This window comes from Rhodoferax bucti, assembly GCF_005876985.1.
GTDB classification, from domain to species: domain Bacteria; phylum Pseudomonadota; class Gammaproteobacteria; order Burkholderiales; family Burkholderiaceae_C; genus Allorhodoferax; species Allorhodoferax bucti.
On record NZ_VAHD01000003.1, the window covers coordinates 570,317 to 595,107 of the forward strand.

General features: G+C 59.4%; 23 protein-coding genes and 2 tRNA genes. 12 read left to right on the forward strand and 13 right to left on the reverse strand.

Annotation, left to right across the window (positions count from 1 at the left end; all coding sequences use genetic code 11):
* Positions 1-69: 69 nt before the first annotated feature.
* Complete coding sequence (acs, locus tag FDM28_RS13670; protein ID WP_138515978.1) at positions 70-2,064, reverse strand: acetate--CoA ligase; 1,995 nt, start codon at positions 2,062-2,064, stop codon at positions 70-72.
* Between the two features lie 169 nt (positions 2,065-2,233).
* On the opposite strand from acs, the gene FDM28_RS13675 reads away from it, so the two are divergent.
* Together FDM28_RS13675 and murI are read left to right on the forward strand one after the other, a co-directional pair.
* Positions 2,234-3,787, forward strand: a complete 1,554-nt coding sequence (locus tag FDM28_RS13675; protein WP_138515979.1) for a fumarate hydratase — start codon at positions 2,234-2,236, stop codon at positions 3,785-3,787.
* A 4-nt stretch (positions 3,788-3,791) separates the two neighbouring features.
* Entirely contained in the window at positions 3,792-4,613 is an 822-nt protein-coding gene (gene murI, locus FDM28_RS13680; RefSeq protein WP_420853023.1) for a glutamate racemase, read from the forward strand.
* Positions 4,614-4,624: 11 nt separating this feature from the next.
* Here murI and FDM28_RS13685 read toward each other — a convergent pair.
* Both FDM28_RS13685 and FDM28_RS13690 read right to left on the reverse strand, forming a co-directional pair.
* Positions 4,625-4,701, reverse strand: a tRNA-Arg gene (locus FDM28_RS13685).
* Between the two features lie 54 nt (positions 4,702-4,755).
* A tRNA-Pro gene (locus tag FDM28_RS13690) sits at positions 4,756-4,832 on the reverse strand.
* A gap of 67 nt (positions 4,833-4,899) precedes the next feature.
* On the opposite strand from FDM28_RS13690, the gene aat reads away from it, so the two are divergent.
* From aat to FDM28_RS13705, 3 genes are read left to right on the forward strand one after another with little or no spacing between them, the layout of a single operon-like run.
* A complete protein-coding gene (gene aat, locus FDM28_RS13695; RefSeq protein WP_138515984.1) occupies positions 4,900-5,664 on the forward strand; it encodes a leucyl/phenylalanyl-tRNA--protein transferase in 765 nt (254 codons plus the stop codon).
* A complete protein-coding gene (locus tag FDM28_RS13700) occupies positions 5,661-6,464 on the forward strand; it encodes an arginyltransferase (protein WP_138515985.1) in 804 nt (267 codons plus the stop codon). Before aat ends, FDM28_RS13700 begins: the two co-directional genes overlap by 4 nt.
* Positions 6,457-7,242, forward strand: coding sequence for an IclR family transcriptional regulator (locus tag FDM28_RS13705; RefSeq protein WP_138515987.1), 786 nt, complete (start codon positions 6,457-6,459; stop codon positions 7,240-7,242). The genes FDM28_RS13700 and FDM28_RS13705 overlap by 8 nt, the downstream gene beginning before the upstream one ends.
* 57 nt (positions 7,243-7,299) lie before the next feature.
* On the opposite strand, the gene FDM28_RS13710 is transcribed toward FDM28_RS13705, so the two are convergent.
* From FDM28_RS13710 to FDM28_RS13735, 6 genes are all read right to left on the reverse strand, one after another.
* On the reverse strand, positions 7,300-8,364 hold the full coding sequence (locus FDM28_RS13710; RefSeq protein ID WP_170211765.1) for a serine hydrolase: 1,065 nt from the start codon (positions 8,362-8,364) through the stop codon (positions 7,300-7,302).
* 139 nt (positions 8,365-8,503) lie between these two features.
* The gene (locus FDM28_RS13715) at positions 8,504-10,042 is read right to left on the reverse strand and encodes a 2-isopropylmalate synthase (protein ID WP_138515991.1); all 1,539 of its coding nucleotides are present in this window, start codon (positions 10,040-10,042) and stop codon (positions 8,504-8,506) included.
* Positions 10,043-10,061: 19 nt separating this feature from the next.
* A complete protein-coding gene (pssA, locus tag FDM28_RS13720; RefSeq protein ID WP_138515993.1) occupies positions 10,062-10,877 on the reverse strand; it encodes a CDP-diacylglycerol--serine O-phosphatidyltransferase in 816 nt (271 codons plus the stop codon).
* Positions 10,878-11,030: 153 nt separating this feature from the next.
* A complete protein-coding gene (ilvC, locus tag FDM28_RS13725) occupies positions 11,031-12,047 on the reverse strand; it encodes a ketol-acid reductoisomerase (protein WP_138515995.1) in 1,017 nt (338 codons plus the stop codon).
* 135 nt (positions 12,048-12,182) lie between these two features.
* Positions 12,183-12,674, reverse strand: a complete 492-nt coding sequence (ilvN, locus tag FDM28_RS13730; protein ID WP_138515997.1) for an acetolactate synthase small subunit — start codon at positions 12,672-12,674, stop codon at positions 12,183-12,185.
* A gap of 137 nt (positions 12,675-12,811) precedes the next feature.
* Positions 12,812-14,590 (reverse strand): acetolactate synthase 3 catalytic subunit, encoded by a 1,779-nt coding sequence (locus FDM28_RS13735; protein WP_138516000.1) that lies wholly within the window; start codon positions 14,588-14,590, stop codon positions 12,812-12,814.
* A gap of 292 nt (positions 14,591-14,882) precedes the next feature.
* On the opposite strand from FDM28_RS13735, the gene FDM28_RS13740 reads away from it, so the two are divergent.
* From FDM28_RS13740 to FDM28_RS13760, 5 genes are all read left to right on the forward strand, one after another.
* Positions 14,883-15,449, forward strand: coding sequence for an RNA polymerase sigma factor (locus FDM28_RS13740; protein WP_138516002.1), 567 nt, complete (start codon positions 14,883-14,885; stop codon positions 15,447-15,449).
* Positions 15,446-15,883 carry a DUF3619 family protein gene (locus FDM28_RS13745; protein ID WP_138516004.1) on the forward strand — a complete coding sequence of 146 codons (438 nt, stop codon included), beginning with the start codon at positions 15,446-15,448 and terminating at the stop codon, positions 15,881-15,883. The genes FDM28_RS13740 and FDM28_RS13745 overlap by 4 nt, the downstream gene beginning before the upstream one ends.
* 39 nt (positions 15,884-15,922) lie before the next feature.
* Entirely contained in the window at positions 15,923-16,567 is a 645-nt protein-coding gene (locus FDM28_RS13750; RefSeq protein ID WP_138516006.1) for a DUF3106 domain-containing protein, read from the forward strand.
* 95 nt (positions 16,568-16,662) lie between these two features.
* The gene (locus tag FDM28_RS13755; RefSeq protein ID WP_138516008.1) at positions 16,663-17,145 is read left to right on the forward strand and encodes an RDD family protein; all 483 of its coding nucleotides are present in this window, start codon (positions 16,663-16,665) and stop codon (positions 17,143-17,145) included.
* A complete protein-coding gene (locus FDM28_RS13760; protein WP_138516010.1) occupies positions 17,142-17,567 on the forward strand; it encodes a diacylglycerol kinase in 426 nt (141 codons plus the stop codon). Before FDM28_RS13755 ends, FDM28_RS13760 begins: the two co-directional genes overlap by 4 nt.
* A 33-nt stretch (positions 17,568-17,600) precedes the next feature.
* Here the strand turns inward: FDM28_RS13760 and FDM28_RS13765 are convergent, their stop codons facing one another.
* Together FDM28_RS13765 and FDM28_RS13770 are read right to left on the reverse strand one after the other, a co-directional pair.
* Complete coding sequence (locus FDM28_RS13765; protein WP_138516012.1) at positions 17,601-17,939, reverse strand: P-II family nitrogen regulator; 339 nt, start codon at positions 17,937-17,939, stop codon at positions 17,601-17,603.
* Between the two features lie 20 nt (positions 17,940-17,959).
* Complete coding sequence (locus tag FDM28_RS13770; RefSeq protein WP_138516014.1) at positions 17,960-19,636, reverse strand: NAD+ synthase; 1,677 nt, start codon at positions 19,634-19,636, stop codon at positions 17,960-17,962.
* 74 nt (positions 19,637-19,710) lie between these two features.
* Here FDM28_RS13770 and FDM28_RS13775 point away from each other — a divergent pair, with 74 nt between their 5' ends.
* Entirely contained in the window at positions 19,711-20,904 is a 1,194-nt protein-coding gene (locus tag FDM28_RS13775; RefSeq protein ID WP_138516016.1) for a GNAT family N-acetyltransferase, read from the forward strand.
* Here the strand turns inward: FDM28_RS13775 and FDM28_RS13780 are convergent.
* The gene (locus FDM28_RS13780; RefSeq protein WP_138516018.1) at positions 20,901-23,024 is read right to left on the reverse strand and encodes a methyl-accepting chemotaxis protein; all 2,124 of its coding nucleotides are present in this window, start codon (positions 23,022-23,024) and stop codon (positions 20,901-20,903) included. The two genes, FDM28_RS13775 and FDM28_RS13780, sit on opposite strands and share 4 nt — an antisense overlap.
* 304 nt (positions 23,025-23,328) lie before the next feature.
* On the opposite strand from FDM28_RS13780, the gene FDM28_RS13785 reads away from it, so the two are divergent.
* Positions 23,329-24,126 carry an esterase/lipase family protein gene (locus FDM28_RS13785; RefSeq protein ID WP_138516020.1) on the forward strand — a complete coding sequence of 266 codons (798 nt, stop codon included), beginning with the start codon at positions 23,329-23,331 and terminating at the stop codon, positions 24,124-24,126.
* Positions 24,127-24,260: 134 nt separating this feature from the next.
* Here FDM28_RS13785 and ppa read toward each other — a convergent pair whose 3' ends face one another.
* On the reverse strand, positions 24,261-24,791 hold the full coding sequence (gene ppa / locus FDM28_RS13790) for an inorganic diphosphatase (protein ID WP_138516022.1): 531 nt from the start codon (positions 24,789-24,791) through the stop codon (positions 24,261-24,263).

Below are 24,791 nucleotides of genomic sequence, written 5' to 3' on the forward strand. Positions count from 1 at the left end.
AAGAAGCCGCTGAATCCAGCGGCTTTTTTGTTGAACCCAAGAGGTGGCGCCAGGCCACCTTCGTTACGTTCAGTAGGCTTGGCCCAACTGGTCCAGGATAGCCGGGTTTTCCAGCGTGCTGGTGTCCTGTGTGATGGACTCACCCTTCGCCAGCGAGCGCAGCAAGCGGCGCATGATCTTGCCGGAGCGGGTCTTGGGCAGGTTCTCACCGAAGCGGATGTCCTTGGGCTTGGCAATCGGGCCGATTTCCTTGGCCACCCAATCGCGCAACTCTTTGGCAATAGCCTTGGCTTCGTCACCCTCGGGGCGGGAACGCTTGAGCACCACAAAGGCGCAGATGGCTTCACCCGTCAGGTCGTCCGGACGGCCCACTACCGCGGCCTCTGCCACCAGATCGGACTTTGCGACCAAGGCAGACTCAATTTCCATGGTGCCCATGCGGTGACCCGACACGTTGAGCACATCGTCAATACGGCCGGTGATGCGGAAGTAGCCACGGTCCGCACTACGCACTGCACCGTCACCAGCCAGGTAATAGCCTTTGAGCTCTTCAGGGAAGTAGCTCTTCTTGAAGCGCTCAGGGTCGTTCCAGATCGTACGGATCATGGAGGGCCATGGGCGCTTCACCACCAAGATGCCACCAGCGCCATTGGCCATTTCGTTGCCACTTTCGTCCACGATGGCGGCCATGATGCCTGGCAAGGGCAATGTGCAACTGCCGGGCACCAGAGGGGTTGCGCCGGGCATGGGGCTCATCATGTGGCCACCGGTTTCGGTTTGCCAGAAGGTGTCCACGATGGGACACTTTTCATGGCCCACGTTTTTGTAGTACCACATCCAGGCTTCGGGGTTGATGGGCTCACCCACCGAACCCAAGATGCGCAGGCTGGACAGGTCAGAACGATCCGGATGCACTGCAGCATCAGCCTCCGCGGCCTTGATCAACGAACGGATAGCCGTGGGCGCGGTATAGAAGATGCTGCACTTGTGGCGCTCGATCATTTGCCAGAAACGGCCCGCGTTCGGGAAGGTAGGCACGCCCTCAAAAATGATCTGCGTGGCGCCGGCGGCCAAGGGGCCGTAGGCCACGTAGGTGTGGCCGGTAATCCAGCCGATATCGGCCGTGCACCAGAAGACGTCTTCAGGCTTCAAGTCAAACGTCCAGTCCATGGTGAGCTTGGCCCACAGCAGGTATCCGCCGGTGGAGTGCTGCACGCCCTTGGGTTTGCCGGTGGAGCCCGAGGTGTACAAGATGAACAGGGGATGCTCCGCACCTACAGGCTCGGGGGCACACTCGGTGCTTTTGCCAGCCAATGCTTCATCAAATGTCTTGTCGCGTCCGGCCACCATGTTACAAGCCGTCTTGGTGCGTTGGAACACATACACCGTTTTGATGGACTCACATCCGCCCATGGCGATGCCCTCGTCCACGATGGCTTTGAGGGGCAACTCTTTGCCGCCGCGCATCTGGTAGTTGCTGGTGATCACTGCCACCGCGCCTGCGTCAATGATGCGTTCTTGCAGGGCCTTGGCCGAGAAGCCACCAAACACCACGCTGTGGGTCGCGCCGATGCGGGCGCAAGCCTGCATGGCAATCACGCCTTCCAGCGTCATGGGCATATAGACCAGCACGCGGTCGCCCTTTTTGATGCCATCGGCCTTCAAGGCATTGGCAAACTGGCTCACGCGGGCCAGCAGCTCTTTGTAGGTGGTTTTGGTAACGGTGCCGTCATCCGCTTCGAAAATGACCGCCACCTTGTTTTCAGTGGGCGTGCCGATGTGCTTGTCCAGGCAGTTGGCAGAGGCATTCAACTCACCATCGTCAAACCACTTATAGAAAGGTGCGTTGGACTCATCCAGAGTGCGGGTAAAAGGCTTGTTCCACACCACATTGGCTTTGGCCAAGCGAGACCAGAAGCCTTCAAAGTCTTTGTCAGCCTCTGCGCACAGGGCGTTGTAGCCCTCCATGCCTGAAATACGTGCGGCTTTGACTGTTGCTTCGCTGGGTGGAAAAACCCGGTTTTCAACCAGGACGGACTCAATGGCAGAGTTGGATGCGCTCACGGGTTTGTCTCCTCGGAATTATTAAAAAACTGCGCGCATGGTTAACCCACGCACTTACAAATCACTGACTGACGGATGTCAAAGCCATGCGTCAGGCTGGCGTGGGAGTCATTCGCTAAACTCGACCGGTTCGCGTTACCCGCTTTTCACCTCCCCACAGAGATTGACCATGACCACATCCATTCGCCAGGCCGACCTGATTGAATCCGTGTCCGCAGCGCTGCAGTACATCAGCTACTACCACCCCGCCGACTACATTGCGCACTTGGCCCGCGCCTACGAGCGCGAGCAAAGCGCCGCCGCCAAGGACGCCATCGCGCAAATCCTGACCAACAGCAAAATGAGCGCCACCGGCCACCGCCCGATCTGCCAGGACACCGGCATCGTCAACGTGTTCCTGAAAGTGGGCATGGATGTGCGCTGGGAAGGCTTCACCGGCTCGCTGGACGACGCGATCAACGAGGGTGTGCGCCAGGGCTACAACCACCCTGACAACACCCTGCGTGCCTCGGTGGTAGCCGACCCCGAGTTCCTGCGCAAAAACACAAAAGACAACACCCCCGCCGTGATCTTTACCGAAATCGTGCCCGGCAACACCGTGGAAGTCACCGTGGCGGCCAAGGGCGGTGGCTCTGAGAACAAAAGCAAGATGATCATGCTCAACCCCGGTGACAGCGTGGTCGACTGGGTGCTGAAAACCGTGCCCACCATGGGCGCAGGCTGGTGCCCGCCCGGCATGCTGGGCATTGGCATCGGCGGCACCGCTGAGAAGGCGGTGCTCATGGCCAAGGAAAGCCTGATGGACGACTTGGATATGTACGAGCTGCAAGCCAAACAGGCTTCGGGCGCCGAACTGGACAACGTCGAAAAAATGCGTCTGGAGCTGTTTGAAAAGGTCAACGCACTGGGCATCGGCGCACAAGGCCTGGGCGGCCTGACCACCGTGCTGGACGTGAAGATCAAGATGTACCCCACCCACGCGGCCAGCAAGCCCGTGGCCATGATTCCCAACTGCGCAGCCACCCGCCACGCCCACTTCGTGCTCGATGGCTCCGGCCCTGTCTACATCGACCCGCCAAGCTTGGATCTGTGGCCCAACGTCAACTGGACCCCCGACACCCAGAAGAGCAAGCGCGTAGACCTGAACACGCTCACCCCCGCTGAAGTAGCCAGCTGGAAGCCCGGCCAGACCCTGCTGCTCAACGGCAAGATGCTGACCGGCCGCGACGCTGCGCACAAGCGCATTCAGGGCATGTTGGCCAAAGGTGAAAAGCTGCCGGTGGACTTCACCAACCGTGTCATCTACTACGTGGGCCCCGTAGACCCCGTAGCCGGCGAGGCTGTCGGCCCTGCGGGCCCCACCACCGCCACACGCATGGACGGCTTTACCGAAATGATGTTGGCGCAAACCGGCCTGATCGCCATGGTCGGCAAGGCCGAGCGCGGCCCGGTCGCCATTGAAGCCATCCAAAAGCACCAAAGTGCTTACCTGATGGCAGTCGGCGGTGCAGCCTACCTCGTGTCCAAGGCCATCAAGCACGCCAAGGTGGTGGGCTTTGAAGACCTGGGCATGGAAGCCATTTATGAATTCGACGTGGTCGACATGCCCGTCACCGTGGCGGTCGATGCCGGTGGCACCAGCGCCCACATCACCGGCCCGGCCGAATGGCAAAAGCGGATCGCTACCGGCGAGTTCAAATCCATTCCTGTCACGTCGCGCTAAGGCCTTGGCGGAGCTGAGCAGTCGCCCCATTGGGGTGTTCGATAGCGGCGTCGGTGGCCTGAGCGTCCTGCGGGCGCTCATGGCCGAGTTGCCACACGAGCAGTTTGTGTACGTCGCCGATAGCGGCCACGCGCCCTACGGTGAGCGGGATGACGACTACCTCATCCAGAGATCCCACGCGGTTACCGACTACCTGCTCCGCCAGCACCACATCAAAGCGCTGGTCGTAGCCTGTAACACGGCCACTGCGGCAGCGATTCATATCCTGCGTGATGCCCATCGCGAGCTGCCCATCATCGGCATTGAGCCGGCGCTCAAACCCGCCGTAGCGCACAGCAAAACCAAGGTGATCGGGGTGATGGCGACCCGCAGCACCTTACAAAGTGAAAAATTCAAACGCCTGCTGGCCAGTCTGGCTGATCAAGCCCGGTTTGTGCTCCAGCCCTGCTCGGGGTTGGTACCAGCCATCGAGCAGTTTGATGCTATCAAAATAGGAGCTGCTTGCGCAGAATACACGAGCGCAATAGGCACATTTGGTCTCCAACCAGAGCAAATGGACACCTTGGTGCTGGGTTGTACCCACTACCCGTTTGCAGAGGACGCTCTGCGCAAGGGAACCGGGGACGAGGTGGTCTACCTGGAAGGTGGCGCACCTGTTGCCCGCCAAACCCGCCGCTTGCTGCACGCCGTAAACGCACTGCACAACGCTACGGAAGCGGAGCGCTCACCGTCTATTTTTTACAGCACGGGGGATACCAATGCCCTGCAATCGGCCGCCCAACGTTGGCTGGGATTGCACACGACCGTGGCGGCGTTGTCGGTTTGAGGGAAAGCCGTTGGCGTGCCCGGAGGGGATCGAACCCCCGACCCACAGCTTAGAAGGCTGTTGCTCTATCCAACTGAGCTACGGGCACAAAGAACAAAGGCCCCAAAGCAGTACAACTTTAGAGCCTTTGATTTTGAAAGAATGGTCGGGGCGGCGGGATTCGAACTCGCGACCCTCTGCTCCCAAAGCAGATGCGCTACCAGGCTGCGCTACACCCCGACAGCTGGTATTCTAACCCGATTTATGAGCCATTTTGGCTCTCACTGCTAAATTTGATACGCCTTCCATGACAAGCCGTCCGCCCCCCTTGCCCTGGCTCGATCCGGGAGATGCATTTCCAGCAATTTCCCAAGCTTGGGGCGCCGAAACGGAGGCTCCCGGGCTCCTGGCGGCTGGTGCAGACCTGAGCGTGCCTACCCTACTCCAAGCCTACTCACGGGGCATTTTTCCTTGGTACAGCCAAGGGCAGCCCATTTTGTGGTGGAGCACTGACCCACGCATGACCTTGCACACCCGTGAATTCAGGCTGCACCAATCGCTCAAGCGCGTTATCCGTAAATTTCGAGCGTCTTCCGAATGCGAAATCCGGGTGGACACCCGCTTTGCCGAAGTCATGTCCCTCTGCGCCAGCAATCCTCGCGATGGGCAGACGGGCACTTGGATACAACCGGAGATGCAAGCCGCTTATGCACAGCTCCATCGCATGGGCCACGCCCACAGCGTTGAAACCTGGCAAGACGGCACGCTGGTAGGCGGCCTGTACTGCATTTGCATAGGGCATGCCGTATTTGGTGAATCCATGTTCAGCCGGAAGACAGATGCATCCAAAATCGCGCTGGCCGCTTTGGTGGGAATGCTGTTATCGCAAGACGTAGCGTGGGTCGATTGCCAGCAAGTGACCTCCCACCTTGCATTCATGGGCGCGAGGCCCGTCACCCGGGAGTCGTTTGCAAACTACTTGAGTGCCGCGGTTACCCAACCGGCACTGCACTGGGAATTCAGGCCCCTATACTGGGATATCTTGGAGTCAGCCTGCACGAATCGCCCATGACAGACTTGACCGATCTCCCCATCCACACGCTGCAGTTTTACGCCACTGCGCCTTACGAGTGCAGCTACTTGCCAGACCGGCAGGCGCGCTCTCAAGTTGCCACTCCCAGCCACTTGATAGACACCAGCACCTACTCGGATTTGGTGGCCAAAGGTTTCCGCCGCAGCGGCTTATTCACCTACCGCCCCTATTGCGATGGCTGCACCGCATGCACGCCACTGCGGATTCCGGTACGTGCCTTCCAAGCCGACAAGAGCCAACGGCAGGCACAACGCCGGCACCGCTTGCTACAGGCGCGGGTGATGAATCTGGGCTTCTCGCAAGAGCACTATGACTTGTATCTGCGCTACCAAACCACCCGCCACGCAGGCGGCGGCATGGATCAAGACAGTGTGGACCAGTATGTGCAATTTCTGCTGCACAGCCGGGTGAACTCGCGACTGGTGGAGTTCCGGGACCCAACGACGGACACCGGCGAACTGGGAGCCTTAAGAATGGTGTCCATTCTCGACGTGTTGGACGACGGGCTATCCGCCGTTTACACCTTCTTCGACCCAATACCGCGTGGCAGTTACGGGACGTTCAATATTCTGTGGCAAATCGAACAAGCCAAGCAACTCGGGCTGCCTTATGTGTACTTGGGTTACTGGATTCGCGATAGCCAGAAAATGCAATACAAAGCCCGGTTTACCCCTCACGAAGTGCTCATTCACGGGCGGTGGACGATCGCTGGCGACTCTCAACCAAAAGCCCCGTGTGCGGGCGGGTTAACATCGCCAGATACACCACACCATGACTAAAAAAGAACACGATCCCCAAGCCGCTCCCGCCGTGCAAGTGCTGGAACGCATGTTCACGCTCATCGATGTCCTAGCATCCCGAGAAGATGCCATTCCTCTCAAGGAAATCAGCGAGCGGGCCGGGCTGCACCCCTCCACCACGCACCGCATCCTGAATGACTTGGTGTCAGGCAGGTTTGTGGATCGCCCCCAATCCGGCAGCTACCGCCTGGGCATGCGTTTGCTGGAGCTCGGCAATTTGGTCAAAGCCCGCCTGAACGTGCGTGATGCCGCGCTAGGGCCCATGCGCGAACTGCACAAGCTCACCCAGCAGCCGGTGAACCTGAGCATGCGCCAGGGTGACGAAATCATTTATGTCGAGCGCGCCTATAGCGAACGCAGTGGCATGCAGGTGGTACGCGCGATCGGGGGACGTGCCCCCTTGCACCTCACCTCGGTGGGCAAGCTCTTTTTGGCAGCGGACGATCCACTGCGCATTCGCTCTTACGCGACCCGTACCGGCTTACAGGGCCACACCAAAAACAGCATCACCGAACTGGACGCGCTGGAGCGGGAATTGGCAAAAGTCCGCCAGTATGGACAGGCCAGTGACAACGAAGAGCTGGAGCTGGGTGTACGCTGCATGGCAGCGGGCATTTACGATGACCAAGGCAAACTGATTGCCGGCCTCTCGATTTCCGCGCCTTCAGGCCGCTTGGAAGACCACTGGCTCCCCAAGCTCAAAGAGACTGCGCAACATATTTCTGAAACGCTTGGCTTCAGGCCCGCCTTGCGATAGCCGCCTAGAAGCCCTAGCTCCAAAAAACGAAACCCCGGACTTGCCGGGGTTTCGTTTTTAGTTGGTAGCGATGCGGCTATCAAACCCTCGCAGCGCCAAAGGTGAGGCTTTGGCCCCAGCGGGGTGGCTGGTTTCTACCCACTTGCGCACGCGCTCTGCATCGGCAATACGCGTTAATTTACCGGTGGAATCCAAAAACACCATGATCAGCTTGCGGCCCGCGACCTTGGCTTGCATGACCAAGCACTGACCGGCTTCGGTGATATAGCCGGTCTTTTGCAAACCGATATCCCAAGCCGGACTTTTCACCAAGCGGTTGGTGTTGTTGTATTGCAGAGTGCGATTGCCCACCTCGACCTGGTAGCCGGTAGAGGTAGAGAGTTCGCGCAGCGTCGGATCACCGTAGGCATAGTTCACCAAGGTCGCCAAGTCTCTGGCACTCGACTGGTTACGGCTGCTCAAGCCTGTGGGCTCGACATATTGGGTGTCCGCCATACCCAAGCCCCGGGCTTTGCTATTCATCAAGCCCACAAAACGCTGCAAACCACCGGGGAAGGTGCGCCCGAGGGCGTGCGCAGCGCGGTTCTCGCTGGCCATCAACGCCAGATGCAACAACTCGCCACGGGACAGCTCTGTGCCCACGATCAAACGGGAGCGACTGCCCTTTTCAGTATCCACATCGGCTTGGGTAATTTCGATGGTTTCATCCATCGGCAAATGGGCTTCGCTGATCACCACGCCCGTCATCAGTTTGGTGATGGAAGCAATGGGCAGGACCGCATTTTCGTTTTTGCTGAACAAAACTTCTTTGGTGTCCTGGTCCACAACAAAGGCCACGCTCGATTTCAAGGCCAATGCGTCTGAGGTACCGTGCAAACCGGCCAGTTGCCCGAAAGAGGGCTTGGGCTGCACCACTGCAACGGGCTTGCTGCCCTTGGTCTTTTTAATGGCTACCAACTTCTTCTGGGGAAGAGCTTTTTCCTTGGCTTTGGCATGCACCTTGACCACGGTGGGTTTGCTTGCCGATTTTTTTTGCTTGCTTGCAGCCGCAGCGCCTTGAGGAATCAGCAAAGCCGACACAAGAAAACCAGCCAAGCCCAGTTGAATGAGTGTGCGTTTCAACGTAGTTCCTTTGGGTAAAACGCATGCGAACAGAGTCGCCTGCGTTTTATTGAAATATTGGCTTGCAGTTTAATCAAAAAATGTCAAATAGATCAACTACTTGCAAGCCAAACCTCAACTATTTTTCAGAACGGCCGCGTCAACCTTGCGCTGCCACTCGCTCAGATTTACTTTGCAACTTGTTCAAAGCACTCAAATACGCCTTGGCAGACGCCACCACAATGTCCGGGTCTGCGCCCACACCGTTCACCACGCGACCGCTGTTTTGCAAGCGCACCGTCACCTCGCCCTGGCTTTCGGTAGACCCGCTGATGGCGTTGACCGAGTACAGCACCATCTCTGCACCGCTGTGCACATGGGACTCGATCGCCTTTAAAGAGGCATCTACCGGACCATTGCCGTCGGAGGTGCCTTTGACCTCCTTACCTGCCACGGTAAAGACAATCGACGCCTGCGGCTTCTCGCCGGTCTCACTGTGCTGAGACAAGGAAACGAACCCAAAGTGCTCCCGCTCCAGCGAAACGCTCTCATCGCCTACCAAGGCCAAAATATCTTCATCAAATATTTCGCTCTTGCGGTCTGCCAACTCCTTGAAGCGGGCAAAAGCCGCGTTGATTTCGGCCTCGCTCTCCAGCTGCACGCCGAGCTCTTGCAAGCGCTGCTTAAAAGCATTGCGCCCACTAAGCTTGCCCAAGACGATTTTGTTGGCCGTCCAGCCCACATCCTCCGCCCGCATGATTTCGTAAGTATCCCGGGCCTTGAGCACGCCGTCCTGGTGAATACCGGAGGCATGGGCAAATGCATTGGCTCCCACTACGGCCTTGTTGGGCTGCACCACAAAGCCGGTGGTCTGGCTCACCATGCGGCTCGCCGCCAGAATGTGGGTGGCATCAATACCCAGTTCCAAGCCGAAGTAATCTTTGCGGGTTTTCACCGCCATCACAATCTCTTCCAAGCTGCAGTTACCTGCCCGCTCGCCCAGCCCGTTCACGGTGCATTCCACTTGCCGCGCACCACCAATCTTGACGCCTGCCAGCGAGTTGGCCACCGCCATGCCCAAGTCGTTATGGCAATGCACCGACCAGATAGCTTTGTCGGAGTTGGGGATGCGCTCGCGCAAGTCCTTGATGAAGTTGCCGTACAGCTCCGGCACCGCATAGCCGACAGTGTCCGGCACATTGATGGTGCTCGCACCCTCGGCAATCACGGCCTCCAAGACACGGCACAAGAAATCCGGGTCACTGCGGTAGCCGTCTTCGGGGCTGAACTCAATGTCGGCCACCAGATTGCGTGCAAAGTGCACCGACTGCTTGGCCTGCTCCAAGACCTGTTCGGGCGTCATGCGCAGCTTCTTCTCCATGTGCAGCGCAGAGGTCGCAATGAAGGTGTGGATGCGCGCACTATTCGCCCCTTTGAGCGCCTCTGCAGCACGCGCGATATCGCGATCGTTGGCGCGGGACAAAGAGCAGACCGTGGAGTCTTTGATGGAGTTGGCAATCAGTTGCACCGCCTCGAAATCTCCGTTGGAGCTGGCTGCAAAGCCGGCTTCAATCACATCCACTCGCAAACGCTCCAGTTGGCGGGCAATGCGCAACTTTTCATCACGCGTCATGGAGGCCCCGGGGGATTGCTCACCGTCGCGCAAGGTGGTGTCAAAAATAATGAGTTTGTCAGCCATGGAAGTCTCCGGAATAGGTTTAACGGTGCAAGCCGCGCTCGTCGGGCTCGTCGGTCGAGGTACTGATCACGCTGGTGTGAATGCCGCGCGCGCGCCGCACGAGGTACACCACATAGCCGCTGAATCCGTAAACGACAAATACGCCAAACATCACAATGGGCGGGTGAATGTTGATCACCGCGATACCCAAAGCAATCAGCACAATTACCGCAAACGGTACGCTGCGCTTCATCTGAATATCTTTAAAACTGTAAAACGGCACATTGGTCACCATGGTCAGGCCGGAATACAAAGCCAGCGCAAACATGGGCCATGCCACCACGGAGCCGGCAATACCCTGATCGGTCGCCAACCAGATAAACCCTGCCAACAACGCCGCTGCGGCGGGCGATGGGAGTCCTTGGAAATACCGTTTATCCACCACCGTAGTGTTCACATTGAAGCGGGCCAAGCGCAACGCCGCGCAAGCGCAGTACACAAACGCAGCAAACCACCCCCAGCGCCCCAAGCCGCGCAACGCCCATTCGTACGAGATCAAGGCAGGTGCTGCACCAAAAGACACCATGTCGGAGAGCGAATCCATCTGCTCGCCGAACGCACTTTGCGTATTGGTCATGCGGGCAACGCGGCCATCCAGACTATCTAACACCATGGCGCAAAAAATGCCTGCAGCAGCCAGATCGAAGCGATCGTTCATCGCCATCACAATCGCATAAAACCCACCAAACAAAGCTGCCAGCGTGAACAGGTTGGGCAACACATAAATGCCCTTGCGTCGCTTTTTAGCAAGACCCGGCTCTAGGGGGGTCGCTTCCGTGTCAATTCCGTCGTGCATGCAATCTCCAAACAGGCGACATTCGCCGCTACAGCGCCAAACCGATGGCACCGCCTAACCCGCGCAGTGTAAGCCAGCAGAGGCGTTAAATACGGATACCCGCCAAAGCAAAAGGCCACCCAAGGTGGCCTTTTGCAGGAGCATCGTCAGTGCTTAGTTGCGGGTCTGGTCCACCAGCTTGTTCTTGGCAATCCAAGGCATCATGGCGCGCAACTGGGCGCCCACGACTTCAATGGAGTGCTCGGAAGTCAAACGGCGGCGCGCAGTCATGCTGGGGTAGCCGGTGCGGCCTTCCAAGATGAACATCTTGGCGTATTCGCCCGTCTGGATGCGCTTCAGCGCGTTGCGCATGGCGACGCGGGATTCTGCGTTGATCACTTCAGGACCGGTCACGTACTCACCGTACTCCGCGTTGTTGGAGATGGAGTAGTTCATGTTGCCGATACCACCTTCGTAGATCAGGTCCACAATCAACTTCAACTCGTGCAGGCACTCGAAGTACGCCATTTCAGGGGCGTAACCGGCTTCCACCAGAGTTTCGTAACCCATCTTGATCAGCTCGACCGCACCACCGCACAACACGGCTTGCTCGCCGAACAAGTCGGTTTCGGTTTCTTCCTTGAAGTTGGTTTCAATGATGCCGGCCTTGCCGCCACCGTTGGCCATGGCGTAGCTCAGCGCCAAGTCACGAGCCTTGCCGGTCTTGTCCTGGTGCACGGCCACGAGGTGGGGCACGCCGCCACCTTGGGTGTAGGTGTTGCGCACGGTGTGGCCGGGCGCCTTGGGCGCGACCATCCACACATCCAGATCCGCACGGGGCACGACCTGGTTGTAGTGCACGTTGAAACCGTGGGCAAAAGCCAGCGAAGCGCCTTGCTTGATGTTGGGTTCGACGTTGTTCTTGTACACGCCAGCGATATCTTCATCGGGCAACAAAATCATGACCACGTCAGCGGCCTTGACCGCATCGTTGACTTCCATCACGGTCAGGCCGGCTTTACCGACTTTGTCCCAAGAAGCGCCACCCTTGCGCAGACCGACCACGACCTTCACGCCGCTGTCGTTCAGGTTTTGCGCGTGCGCATGGCCTTGGCTACCGTAGCCGATGATGGCCACTGTCTTGCCCTTGATCAGGCTCAGATCACAATCCTTGTCGTAAAAAACTTTCATTTTTCTCTCCGAAATAAATATTGGCGAAAAGCGCCCTGTTGCAAAAACCACCTAAGCTCGGGGCGAACGGTAAACACTGTCGCCAAACAACCCCTGTGTGGTGAGCCAGCCGAAGCCCACACAGGAAAACCTCTGTCAAACCCGCAGGATACGTTCGCCGCGCCCGATGCCGCTGGAGCCGGTACGCACGGTTTCCAGAATGGCGGTGCGTTCGATGGCCTCCAGAAACGCATCGTTCTTGGACTGATCGCCTGTGAGTTCAATGGTGTAACTTTTTTCGGTCACGTCGATGATGCGGCCGCGGAAGATGTCCGCCATGCGCTTCATCTCTTCACGCTCCTTGCCCACTGCACGGACCTTGACCATCATGAGCTCACGCTCGATGTAAGCACCTTCTGTGAGATCCACAACCTTGACCACTTCAATCAAGCGGTTCAGATGCTTGGTGATCTGCTCAATCACGTCATCAGATCCGTGGGTCTCAATCGTCATGCGCGACAGGCTGGGGTCTTCCGTGGGGGCCACGGTCAGCGATTCAATGTTGTAACCGCGGGCCGAAAACAAGCCCACTACGCGGGAAAGAGCACCGGGCTCATTTTCCAGCAGCACTGCAATGATGTGTTTCATAAATACCGACTCCTCTTTTCGCTGCCCTCCCCGTGTGGCGGTAACCGCACGGCTCGGCAGACAATAGATTCATTCAAAAATGATAGCGGTCTGCGCGCATTCCATGGGCGCTAGAGCACTATTTGACTAAAAAATGCTTACAGGTCTTCCGACCCCAACAGCATCTCGGTAATGCCCTTGCCGGCCTGCACCATCGGGAACACGTTCTCGGTGGGGTCAGTACGGAAGTCCATGAACACGGTACGGTCCTTGAGTTTGCGGGCCTCGCGCAAAGCGGGCTCCACATCCTGCGGACGTTCGATCAACATGCCCACATGGCCATAGGCCTCAGCCAACTTCACGAAGTTGGGCAGTGCATCCATGTAGCTGTGGCTGTAGCGGCCTTCGTACTCCACCTCTTGCCACTGGCGCACCATACCGAGGTAGCGGTTGTTCAGCGAACAAATCTTGATAGGCGTGTTGTATTGCAAGCAGGTGGACAACTCCTGGATGTTCATCTGCACCGAGCCTTCACCGGTAATACAGAACACCTCGCTTTGCGGCTTGGCCAGCTTGATGCCCATGGCGTAGGGGATGCCCACGCCCATGGTGCCCAAACCACCGGAGTTGATCCAGCGGCGGGGCTCGTCAAACCTGTAGTACTGCGCAGCCCACATCTGGTGCTGACCCACATCAGAAGTGATGTAGGTATCCGCATCCTTGGTCATGTTCCACAAAGTTTCCACCACGAACTGCGGCTTGATCACGTCCCCATTGCCCGGGTTGTACTTCATGCAATCGCGGCTGCGCCAGCCTTCAATCGTGTCCCACCAAGCGCCCAGAGCACCGGCATCGGGCTTAACGGCGCCTTCGCGGATCATGGCAATCATCTCGCTCAGCACATCCTTGACGTCACCGACGATAGGGATGTCGACCTTGACGCGCTTGGAGATGCTCGATGGATCAATGTCAATGTGAATGATCTTGCGTTCGTTTTGCGCGAAGTGTTTCGGGTTGCCGATCACTCGGTCATCAAAACGAGCGCCCACAGCCAGCAACACATCGCAGTTCTGCATGGCGTTATTGGCTTCTACCGTACCGTGCATGCCCAGCATGCCGAGGAACTTGCGATCACTGGCGGGGTAAGCACCCAAGCCCATCAAGGTGTTGGTGCAGGGGTAACCCAACATGTCCACCAAGGTACGCAGCTCATTGGACGCATTGCTCAGCAACACGCCGCCGCCGGTGTAGATGTAGGGACGCTTGGCCGCCAACAGCAATTGCAGCGCCTTGCGGATCTGCCCACCGTGGCCTTTGCGTACCGGGTTGTAAGAGCGCATTTCCACGCTCTCGGGGTACCCGTGGTACGGCACCTTCTTGAAGGACACATCTTTGGGGATGTCCACCACGACCGGACCGGGACGGCCGCTGCGTGCGATGTGGAAAGCCTTCTTCATGACCTCGGCCATGTCTTTGGCGTCTTTGACCAGGAAGTTGTGCTTGACGATGGGGCGGGTAATGCCCACGGTGTCGCATTCTTGGAAGGCATCCAATCCGATCGCGTGCGTAGGCACCTGACCGGAGATGATCACCATGGGAATACTGTCCATGTACGCCGTGGCGATACCGGTCACCGCATTGGTCAGACCGGGGCCGGAGGTCACCAGCGCAACACCGACATCGCCAGTGGCACGGGCGTAGCCATCGGCGGCGTGTACCGCTGCCTGCTCATGGCGCACCAGCACGTGCTGAATCGTGTCTTGCTTGTAAAAAGCGTCGTAAATGTGCAGAACAGCGCCACCGGGGTAGCCCCAGATGTACTTGACGTTTTCCGCTTGAAGCGCTTTGACGAGGACTTCTGCCCCCCGCAATTCGGGAGCCGGAGATGTTTTGGATGTAGATGCTGCCGAAGCGATGTCGGCTTTGGAAATTTCCATGATGAACCTTTGTGAATTTCTCTGACGAAAAACCTTGGGTGCTCCTTCGCAAACTCTTGTGAAGTCGCGGCGGAACTTAAGGTCCAAGCCATGGGCACATTGAATGTTGCACCGGACCAGGACCCGTTTGCCTTTTAATTTGCCTTCGTATTATCGCATTGCTTTCTGCACACACTTTCAAACGCCCAAGCGGCAAGCTCCGGGCGGTGCAATAATCGACGACCACACTGCACCTGCCAGCGGGATTTTCCGCTGTGGTGTCTGTACTTAAGCCACCTGAAGGCCGTATCTCTTGGCGACCGAAAAAGAACTGTCCGACTTTCTGAAAAGCGTGGAAAAGCGCGCCTTCAAGCGCGCGACCTACCATGTACGGAACGAGGAATCTGCGTTAGACATTGTGCAAGACAGCATGATGAAGCTCGCCGAGCATTACGGCCACAAGCCGGTTGCGGAGCTACCCATGCTGTTCCAGCGAATTTTGTCTAACAGCACACTGGACTGGTTTCGCCGGCAAAAGACCTACGGGGCTTTGTTTTCCAACCTCAGCGACTTTGAGTCCGACGACGAGGATGACAATTTCAACCTGCTCGAATCGCTAGTCACTAGCGCAGGCGGAGAACAATCCGAAAGCGCCGAAACCCAAACAGAGCGCGGTCAAACCCTGATGGCGATTGAGGAAGAAATTTTGCGTCTCCCGGCACGTCAACGGGAAGCCTTCCTCATGCGTTACTGGGAGGATATGGACGTTGCGGAGACGGCCGCGGCCATGGGATGCTCGCAAGGCAGCGTTAAAACACATTGTTCACGGGCCGTTCAGGCACTGGGAAACGCATTGAAAGGAAAGGGAATTCGACTATGACTACAAAAACATCACACCTTTCAGGCGCTGAAATTCAAGAGGCTATCGGGCGCGCGATTACCTCCCGTCTTCAAGAGGGTGCCGACGCGTTGCCCCACGACATTTCGGAGCGGCTCAAAGTCGCGCGCATGCAGGCCCTGGCCAAACGCAAGCTGGTTGCCGAAACCGCTAACAATCCTGTCGTGCTCGGAAGCGCCGGGCAGGCCAGCCTGCAAATGGGCTCCGGCCTGCGCAACTTGTGGACACAGTTGGGCTCGTGGCTCCCATTGCTGGCGCTGATTACCGGCATGCTCGTGATCAGCGTGATGCAGGACGACTCCCGCGCACGGGAACTGGCCGATGTGGATGCGGAGCTGTTAACCGATTCTTTACCTCCCGCCGCCTACACAGACCCGGGCTTCGCCCAGTTTTTGCGCAACAATCAAGAAAAATAGGTTTCTGTGTTGCCCCTCCTGCCCTCAAGCCCCATTGCCATGTCTGGCCGCCCGCCCTCCATCAGCGCCGCAGTCTGTTTGCCTGCCATTTGCGCCATCTTGGCGGGGCTGCTGCCATCCCTGTCCGTAGCGCAGGTTGTGCCCACCCCGGCGGCAACAGCACCAGCAGTACTAACCGCGCCGGTGGTCATCCCCTGGAAAAGCCTGACTCCTGCGCAAAAAGAGGCGCTGGCCCCCTTGCAAGCCACTTGGGAAACCATGGCAGAAGGCCAGCAACGCAAATGGATTGCGCTTTCGCAGAACTTTTCGACCATGTCCGCCGCTGACCGCGAAAAAATGCACAGCCGCATGGTCGAATGGGCGGCCCTCAAACCCAAAGAGCGCCAGCAAGCCCGCCTGAACTTTGCCGAAACCAAAAAAGTGCCCGCCTCCGAGCGCGCCTCGAATTGGGAGGCCTACCAAGCCCTGAGCCCCGAGGAAAAAGAAGCCTTGGCCAAAAAAGCGGCGGTCAAACCTGCGGGTGCCGCCATCGCCACCAAAGCTCCTGCGCCTGAAAAGCTGACCCCCGTTCCGCTGACCCGCAATTCTTCTGACTCGCAGCGGGACAAGTTGGCTGCACAACAGCCGGTGGACAAAAACACCCTCCTGCCTTTGGCACCCGCCAAAAACTCCAGCAGCAATTAAGCCCCGCTAGGGCTCCCCTGCACGGGGCAATCGCCCCGCATGCCTACAATCGTGGCTTCACCTGAACGAGGCTGCCCCACCACATGGATATGCACATGGAAACACCCGGACTGCGCCGCCGCATGGCGTGCTGGTTGTATGAAGGAATTTTGTTGTTCGGGGTGGTGTTTCTCGCAGGCTACCTGTTTGGTACCCTGAGCCAAACGCGCTACGCGCTGGATAACCGGCACGGCCTGCAGGCTTTTTTGTTTGTGGTGCTGGGTATTTATTTCGTCTGGTTCTGGGCGCATGGCCAGACACTGGCCATGAAGACATGGAACATCCGGGTCGTCGGCCGTGACGGCCGCAAAATCACCCAAACCCGTGCGCTGGGCCGCTATGTGCTGAGCTGGGTCTGGTTCCTGCCGCCGCTACTGGCAGTGGCGCCCTTTCAGCTACCTGGCGGCGAAATCATCGTGATCTGCCTGGGATGGATTGCGGTCTGGGCCCTCTTGAGCCGCTTTCACCCGACCAGGCAGTTCTGGCATGACGCCTGGGCCGGCACCCGACTGGTCCACTCAGCCCCTTTGAGCCGATGAATCACAAAAATACTGCCGGCACCGCAACGCCGCCCACCGGCTCCGCCGTGAATCCACAAAAGCAACGCAAAGGCTTGAGCCGCATCCTGCACGCCACCCGCTACTCCTGGGCAGGGCTGCAAGCGGGTTGGAATGAGCCGGCGTTCCGGCAGGAATGCGTGTTGGCGCTCATTCTGCTGCCTGCAGCGTTTGCGGTGGGGAAGACGTGGCTGGAAACTGCCGTGCTGGCCGCCAGCGTGGTCGCGGTGATGGTGGTGGAGTTGCTCAACACCGCCGTCGAGTCCGTGGTGGACCGGGTGGGGCCGGAGTGGCACCAGCTGTCCAAACGGGCCAAAGATATCGGCAGTGCTGCCGTTCTGCTGAGCTTGCTGCTCTGTACGGGAATCTGGGGTGCAGCGCTCTGGGAGCGCTTCAGCCTCTGAGAGAAAGCGCAGCATGGCGCTGCGCTGGGCTGCTTAAACGGCGGACTCGTCCTGCTCGCCTGTGCGGATACGCACCACACGCTCCACACTAGTCACAAAAATCTTGCCGTCACCGATCTTGCCGGTGTGCGCGGCCTTGACGATTGCATCCACACAACGGTCCACATCGTCGGTTTTGACCACGACTTCCACTTTCACCTTGGGCAAAAAGTCCACCACATACTCCGCGCCACGGTACAGCTCGGTGTGGCCCTTCTGGCGGCCGAAACCTTTGACTTCAGTCACGGTCAAACCAGTCACGCCACACTCGGCCAGCGCTTCACGGACTTCTTCGAGTTTGAAAGGTTTGATGACGGCGGTAATTTGTTTCATCTGCATGTCCAGTTTAAAAATCAGGCCCGAAAACGGTTGGTTATAGGATAACGCCAATCTTTGCCGAAGCTGCGGTGGGTCACCCGGATTCCCACTGGTGCTTGGCGGCGTTTGTACTCGTTGATCTTGATCAGGCGGGTCACACGCTCCACATCCTCCGCCCGGTAGCCGGCGGCGATGATGGCCTCGATGCTCTCGTCGTTTTCCATGTAGCGCTCCAGAATGCCGTCCAGCACCTCGTAGGGCGGCAGGCTGTCCTGGTCCTTCTGGTCGGGGCGCAGTTCCGCGCTCGGTGGGCGGGTGATGATGCGCTCGGGAATCGGAGAGGCGCCCGTGCCATACGGGTCATGCGCATTGCGCCACCAGGCCAATTTGAAGACGGTGGTCTTCGCCAAATCCTTGATCACCGCAAAGCCGCCCGCCATGTCGCCATACAAGGTGCAGTAGCCGGTGGCCATCTCAGATTTATTGCCGGTGGTGAGCACGATGCTGCCGAACTTGTTGCTCAGGGCCATGAGCAACGTACCCCGAATGCGAGCCTGGATGTTTTCTTCGGTGGTGTCTTCTGCCCGCCCGGCGAATTCGCCGGCCAGCGAAGCCTTGAAGGCTTCAAACTCCGGCACGATGGAGATTTCGTCATAGCGCACGCCCATGCGGGCAGCCATGTCGCGTGCGTCGATCCAGCTGATATCGGCGGTGTAGGGCGAGGGCATCATCACCGCGCGCACTTTGTCTGCCCCCAAGGCATCAACCGCCACGGCCAACACCAGCGCAGAGTCAATGCCGCCCGACAGGCCCAGCAGCGCGCCGGGGAAGCCGTTTTTACCCACGTAGTCACGCACGCCCAGCACCAGCGCATCCCACAAATCGGCCTCGGCGGATCGCTCGGGCTCGACAGGCGCTATCAATTGCATAGCTGCTTGCGCACGCTCCACCTGCGCTACAAACAGATTTTCCTTAAAACTCGGGGCCCGGCCAGTGACCTGCGCCTGCGCGTTCAGCGCGAAAGAGTGGCCTTCAAACACCACTTCGTCCTGCCCACCCACCATGTGGGCATACACCATGGGCAGGCCGGTGGCGCGGCAACGCTCGCCCATGCGGGCTTCGCGCTCGTACCCCTTGCCGACGTGAAAAGGCGATGCATTGATCACCGCCAGCATCTCGGCACCCGCCTCTTGCGCCAAACGGGCAGGCTCTTCGAACCAAGCGTCTTCACAAATCAGCAGGCCTACCTTCACGGCATCCGCGCCCTCCCCGGCTTCAAACACACAGACATCGTGACCGGGGCTGAAATAGCGGCGCTCATCAAACACCTGGTAATTGGGCAACTCGCGCTTGGCGTACTGGGCGACGACCTGCCCCTCGCGCAGCACGCTGGCGGAGTTGAAGCGACTTTGAATCGCCACCGAGCGGGTGCGGCTGTCGCCCCCGGTGGGGTGACCCACCACCACGCTCAGGCCTTTCAGCCCGGCCAACTGCTGGGCGACCGATTTCACGGCATCATCACAGGCTTGGATGAAGGCGGGGCGCAAAAACAAATCTTCCGCGGCATAGCCGCAGATAGAGAGCTCCGGCGTCAGCACCAGACGGACGCCCTGCCCATAGGCGTGGGTGGCCGCATCGACGATTTTTTTCACATTACCGCTGAGGTCGCCGACGATGAAATTGAGTTGCGCAACGCACAGTTTGAGAGTCATGAACCAACCGATAGAAGTTCAAAGCCCACGCAGCGCGGCAGTGCCGGGCGGGGCCGTCGCGCCGGGGGCGCACAATGGGTAAAACGGATTATGTCATCCGGGTGTCAGACACGCCCTCGGACGTAGGCGCCCGTGCGTGGGATGGCTTGCTGGCTGCCCAAGCGCACCCCACACCATTCATGCGGCATGCCTACCTAGCCGCCCTGCACGAAAGTGGATGCGCCAGCCCGGCCACCGGCTGGGATGCCCGCTTCATCACCCTGCACCGGGGCGAGGTGCTGTGCGCAGGCTGCGTGGTGTACCTCAAAAGCCACTCTTACGGTGAATATGTGTTTGACTGGGCCTGGGCCAGCGCCTACCAGCAGCACGGGTTGGACTACTACCCCAAGGCAACGGTGGCTGTGCCCTTCACGCCGGTGCCCGGCAGCCGCCTGCTGGCGGTGGACGAGGCAGCCCGGCAAGCACTGCTGCAGGCGGTGCAAGCGTGGTGCGAATCCGAAGGCGTGTCGTCTGCCCACCTGCTGTTTGCCAGCGAGGCGGATATGCAAACTGCCTCCGATGCCGCATGGATGGCGCGGCACACGGTGCAATTCCACTGGCACAACAGCACGCCAGGCTATGCGGACTTCGACCACTTCTTGCAATCCATGAACCAGGAGAAGCGTAAGAAAATCAAGCAGGAGCGCCGCAAGGTCGCAGAAGCTGGCGTGACCTTCCGCCACAGCCAGGGGGCGGACATCAGCGCTGCCGACTGGGACTTTTTTTACCGCTGCTACGCCCAAACCTACCGCGAGCACGGCAACCCGCCCTACCTGAACCCGGACTTCTTCCACCGCATGGCCACCACCATGCCGGAGCACTGGCTGCTATTTGTGGCGGAGCGTGAGGGCCGTACGATTGCTAGTAGTTTGATAGCTATTGGCGCACGCTCTACGGGCGCTAGCGGCCTATTTGGCACTGAAGACCGGGTGGCTTACGGCCGCTACTGGGGGGCCTTGGAGCACGTGGACTGCCTGCACTTTGAGGCCTGCTACTACCAGCCCCTACAGTGGTGCATTGCCAACGGCTACCAGCGCTTTGAAGGCGGCGCGCAGGGTGAGCACAAAATGGCGCGCGCCCTGCTCCCGGTCAAAACCAGCAGCGCCCACTGGCTGCAGCACCCGGCATTTGCCGATGCGGTGCAGCGCTTTTTGGAGCGCGAGGGCGATGGCATCCAGAACTACCTGGAGCATCTGGAGCAGCGCACGCCGCTCAAAAAGCCGGGTTAAAAGGTCTCCCAGTCGTCATCGCCACCTGCCGGGGTGGCGCGGCTGCTGGTTTTAGGCGCTACGGATAGCAAGACCGGCGGAGCCTTGGCGGCTGCGGGTTGGGCCGCCGGCTTGCCCGCCGGTTTTGCTGCCGGCTTGGGTGCCGACGCAGTGGCAGCGGCACGGCGCTCGGGCCAGGCAAAGTGGCTCACCTTGGGCGGGTTGGAGCGCACCGCCGCGCGGGGCAAGGGGGCCGCCAGCTGGCTGCCTTTGGGAGACGCAGGCAAGTCGGCAGATGCGGAGCTGCGGCCATACGCCTGCGACTCGTCATTGCCCAGCTTGAACACCGCAACTACTTGCACCAGGTCGTTGGCCTGGCTCTTCAAGCTGCTGGCCGCCGCTGCCATCTCTTCCACCAAGGCCGCGTTCTGCTGCGTGGTCTGGTCCATGGAGGTCACCGCTTCTCCCACTTGAGAGACCCCAGCACTTTGCTCTGAGCTAGCGGCACTGATTTCTCCCATGATGTCGGTGACTCTGCGGATGCTGCTGACCACTTCGGTCATGGTTTCACCGGCTTTGTCGACCAAGCTACTACCTTGCTCCACCCGCTCTACGCTGGCGTTGATCAGGGTTTTGATTTCTTTGGCGGCTTCGGCACTGCGTCCGGCCAAGCTACGGACTTCGGAGGCGACGACGGCAAAGCCTCGTCCCTGTTCACCCGCCCGTGCGGCTTCTACCGCTGCATTCAGGGCCAGGATGTTGGTTTGGAAGGCGATGCCGTCAATGACGCTGATGATGTCAGCAATCTTGCGGCTGCTCTCGTTGATGCCTTTCATGGTCTCCACCACCTGACTCACCACTTCTCCGCCTTGAATCGCCACGGTAGACGCATTCATGGCGAGTTGGTTGGCTTGGCGGGCAGAGTCCGCGTTTTGTTTGACGGTGGAGCCGAGTTCTTCCATGGAGGCGGCGGTTTCTTCCAGGGCGCTGGCTTGTTGTTCGGTGCGGGCGCTCAAGTCGTTGTTGCCTTGGGCAATTTCGGCGCTCGATGTAGCCACGGCATCGGCGCTGGAGCGCACCTGGCGCAGCACGCCCTGGGTTTTTTCCACAAACTGGTTGAAGCCGGCGGCAATCGCGGCCAGCTCGTCGTTGCCGCGGGTTTCAATGCGGCGGGTCAGATCGCCCTGGCCGGAGCCGATGTCCTGCATCGCGTCTTTAAGCACCACCAGACGGCTCAGCATGGTGGTCAGCAAAGCACCAATCAGCAGCACCGCCACCACGGCAATCACCACGCTGCCCACGGCAGACGACCACACCATGGCGGCAATGCCTGCCAGCGCCTCTTTGCGGTCCAGGGAAATCACCAGCACCCAATCGGTGCCGGTAATGGGCTCCGCAAAGGCCAGGCGCTTTTCACCGCCCATGGCAATTTCGCGCACCGCCCGGGCTGTGGCTAGGCTCTCCAGGCCCGCGCCGCCCAACTCGGGGGCGATATCGGTCACCGGTTTGAGCACCTTGGCAGAGTCCTCGTGCACCATGACCTTGCCGCTCTTGTCCACAATAAAGCCATAGGTGCCCGGTGTGGGGCGGATGGAGGCCACATTGCGCACCACCCCATCCATGAACACGTCTACCGCCGTCACTGCCTTGACGGTTCCCCCGTCACGAATCGCGGCGGAGAAGGTGATCACCAGTTTCTTGGAGCCCGCATCCACATACGGCGGGGTGAGCGCCGGCCCTTGCGCCGCTGCGGCCAGCTGGTACCAGGGGCGGGTGGTGGGGTCGTAATCAGGCGGCAGGTTCTGATTTTCAGAAAATGCGGTGCGCTTGTCGGGGTAGCCGATGTAGGCAGAGTCCACATCGCCCGCCACTTTGGCCTGCACCAGGTATTTCAGGGGTTCGGGCTCGTTGATGGCAAAACCAAAAGACTTGACCAGTTGGTGGCGGCTGGCCACCCAGTCGGCCACGCCGGTGGCGTGGGAGTGCGCCAGCGAGCGGGTCTGGTTGTCCAGGGCTTCCAGCGCATGGGAGCGTGCGGTCAGCACATTGGTCAGCGAGAGTGCAAATAGCCCGCAGGCCACCAACACCCCCACCAGCGCCACGATTTTCCCGCGCAGGGAATTCAGAAATAAAAAACGCATGGGTATCGCCGCAAGACGTAACAACACTGCCAGCATACGCATTCCCCGTGCCACCCAAGCAGAAATAAAGCCGGGCTCAGGCACCGCATAAATGTTTTTAACATTTTTCTCAAAATCATCATACACAGAGGCAGTGACCGCTCGCAAGGGGACAAAGCCGGAGCGATGCCCGCCACACCCATAGCCCCTCCCCGCTTGGAGCCATGCACCTAAAGTGGGCGCCGGCCTGCCGCAAACCGGGCGAAAGCTGCTAACTTCATGCCACCTTTTGAATCCGCACCGGCCCACTCCGCCCGCCCCACGCATGACACATCCCCCCACCCCTGACGTATCCGAGGGCCACCACCCGCCACCGGGCTGGCATTTGATAGCCCTGGAGCTGCGCGCGCCATGGGAGCTGTGGTCGGTGCTCCCCAGCTGGCCGGTGCTGAGCAAAGCGCCGGCCGGGGACGGGCACCCGGTGGTGGTGTTTCCCGGCCTGACTGCCAGCGATGGGTCCACCCTGCCCCTGCGGGCTTACCTCAAAAACCTGGGCTACGACGTTTACGGCTGGAACCAGGGCTACAACTTCGGCCCCCGCGCTGGGGTGCTGGAAGCCGCCCGCCAGCAAATTCTGCAAACGGCCGAGGGCACCGGCCGCGCAGTCAGCCTGGTGGGGTGGAGCTTGGGCGGCATTTATGCCCGCGAGCTCGCCAAGGAACTGCCGGAGTTGGTGCGCAGCGTGATCACCCTGGGCACCCCGTTTGGCGGCTCCCACAAAAGCACCAATGCGTGGAAGCTGTACGAGCTGGCCGCTGGCCACAAGATCACCGATGCGATCGAGCAGTTCGACCTGGCCACCGCGCCCCCTGTACCCACCACCTCCATTTACTCCCGCAGTGACGGCGTGGTGGCTTGGCAAGCCAGCCTGCAAGCCAAAAGCCGCAAACAACCCCGCACTGAAAACGTGGAGGTGTTTGCCAGCCACATCGGCCTGGGCCTGAACCCCAGCGCCTGGTGGGTGGTGGCCGACCGGCTGGCGCAGCCCGAGGGCCAATGGCAGGCCTTTGAGCGCAGCGGCACACTGGCCAGACGCTTGCTGTTTCCAGACCCCCAGCGTTGAAACCGGCCGGGTGCCGACGAAAAAATAGCGCCATGGTGACCCGATGGCGCTATTTTTTTGATAGCGGCTCGCGCATATTCTGCGGGCGCTAGAGGCCTCAAACGCTTCCAAAGAAGCGCTTGGGCCCGGGCAGCTTATTGCTGGTTGTAGGCGGCGATGCCGTCCAGAATTTCTTTGTGGGCTTCGTCCACACCGCCCCAGCCTTGCACCTTGACCCATTTGCCGGCATCCAGATCTTTGTAGTGCTCAAAGAAGTGCTCGATGGCCTTCAGGCGCACGGGGTTCAGGTCTTCCAGGGTCTTCCAACGGGAATACAGGGGCAGGATCTTGTCGGTAGGCACAGCCAACACTTTGCCGTCCATACCTCCTTCGTCTTCCATCTTCAGGATACCGATGGCACGGCAAGGAACCACCACACCGGGTGGCAGGGGCACGGGGGTGATCACCAGCACGTCCACCGGGTCGCCGTCACCGGCGATGGTCTTGGGCACGTAACCGTAGTTGGTGGGGTAGTGCATGGCCGTGTTCATGAAACGGTCCACAAAGATGCAGCCGGAGGCCTTGTCCACTTCGTACTTGATGGGGTCGCCGTTCATCGAGATTTCAATGATGACGTTGAACGATTCAGGCACTTTGTTGCCGGGGGTGACATTGTCTAGGGACAT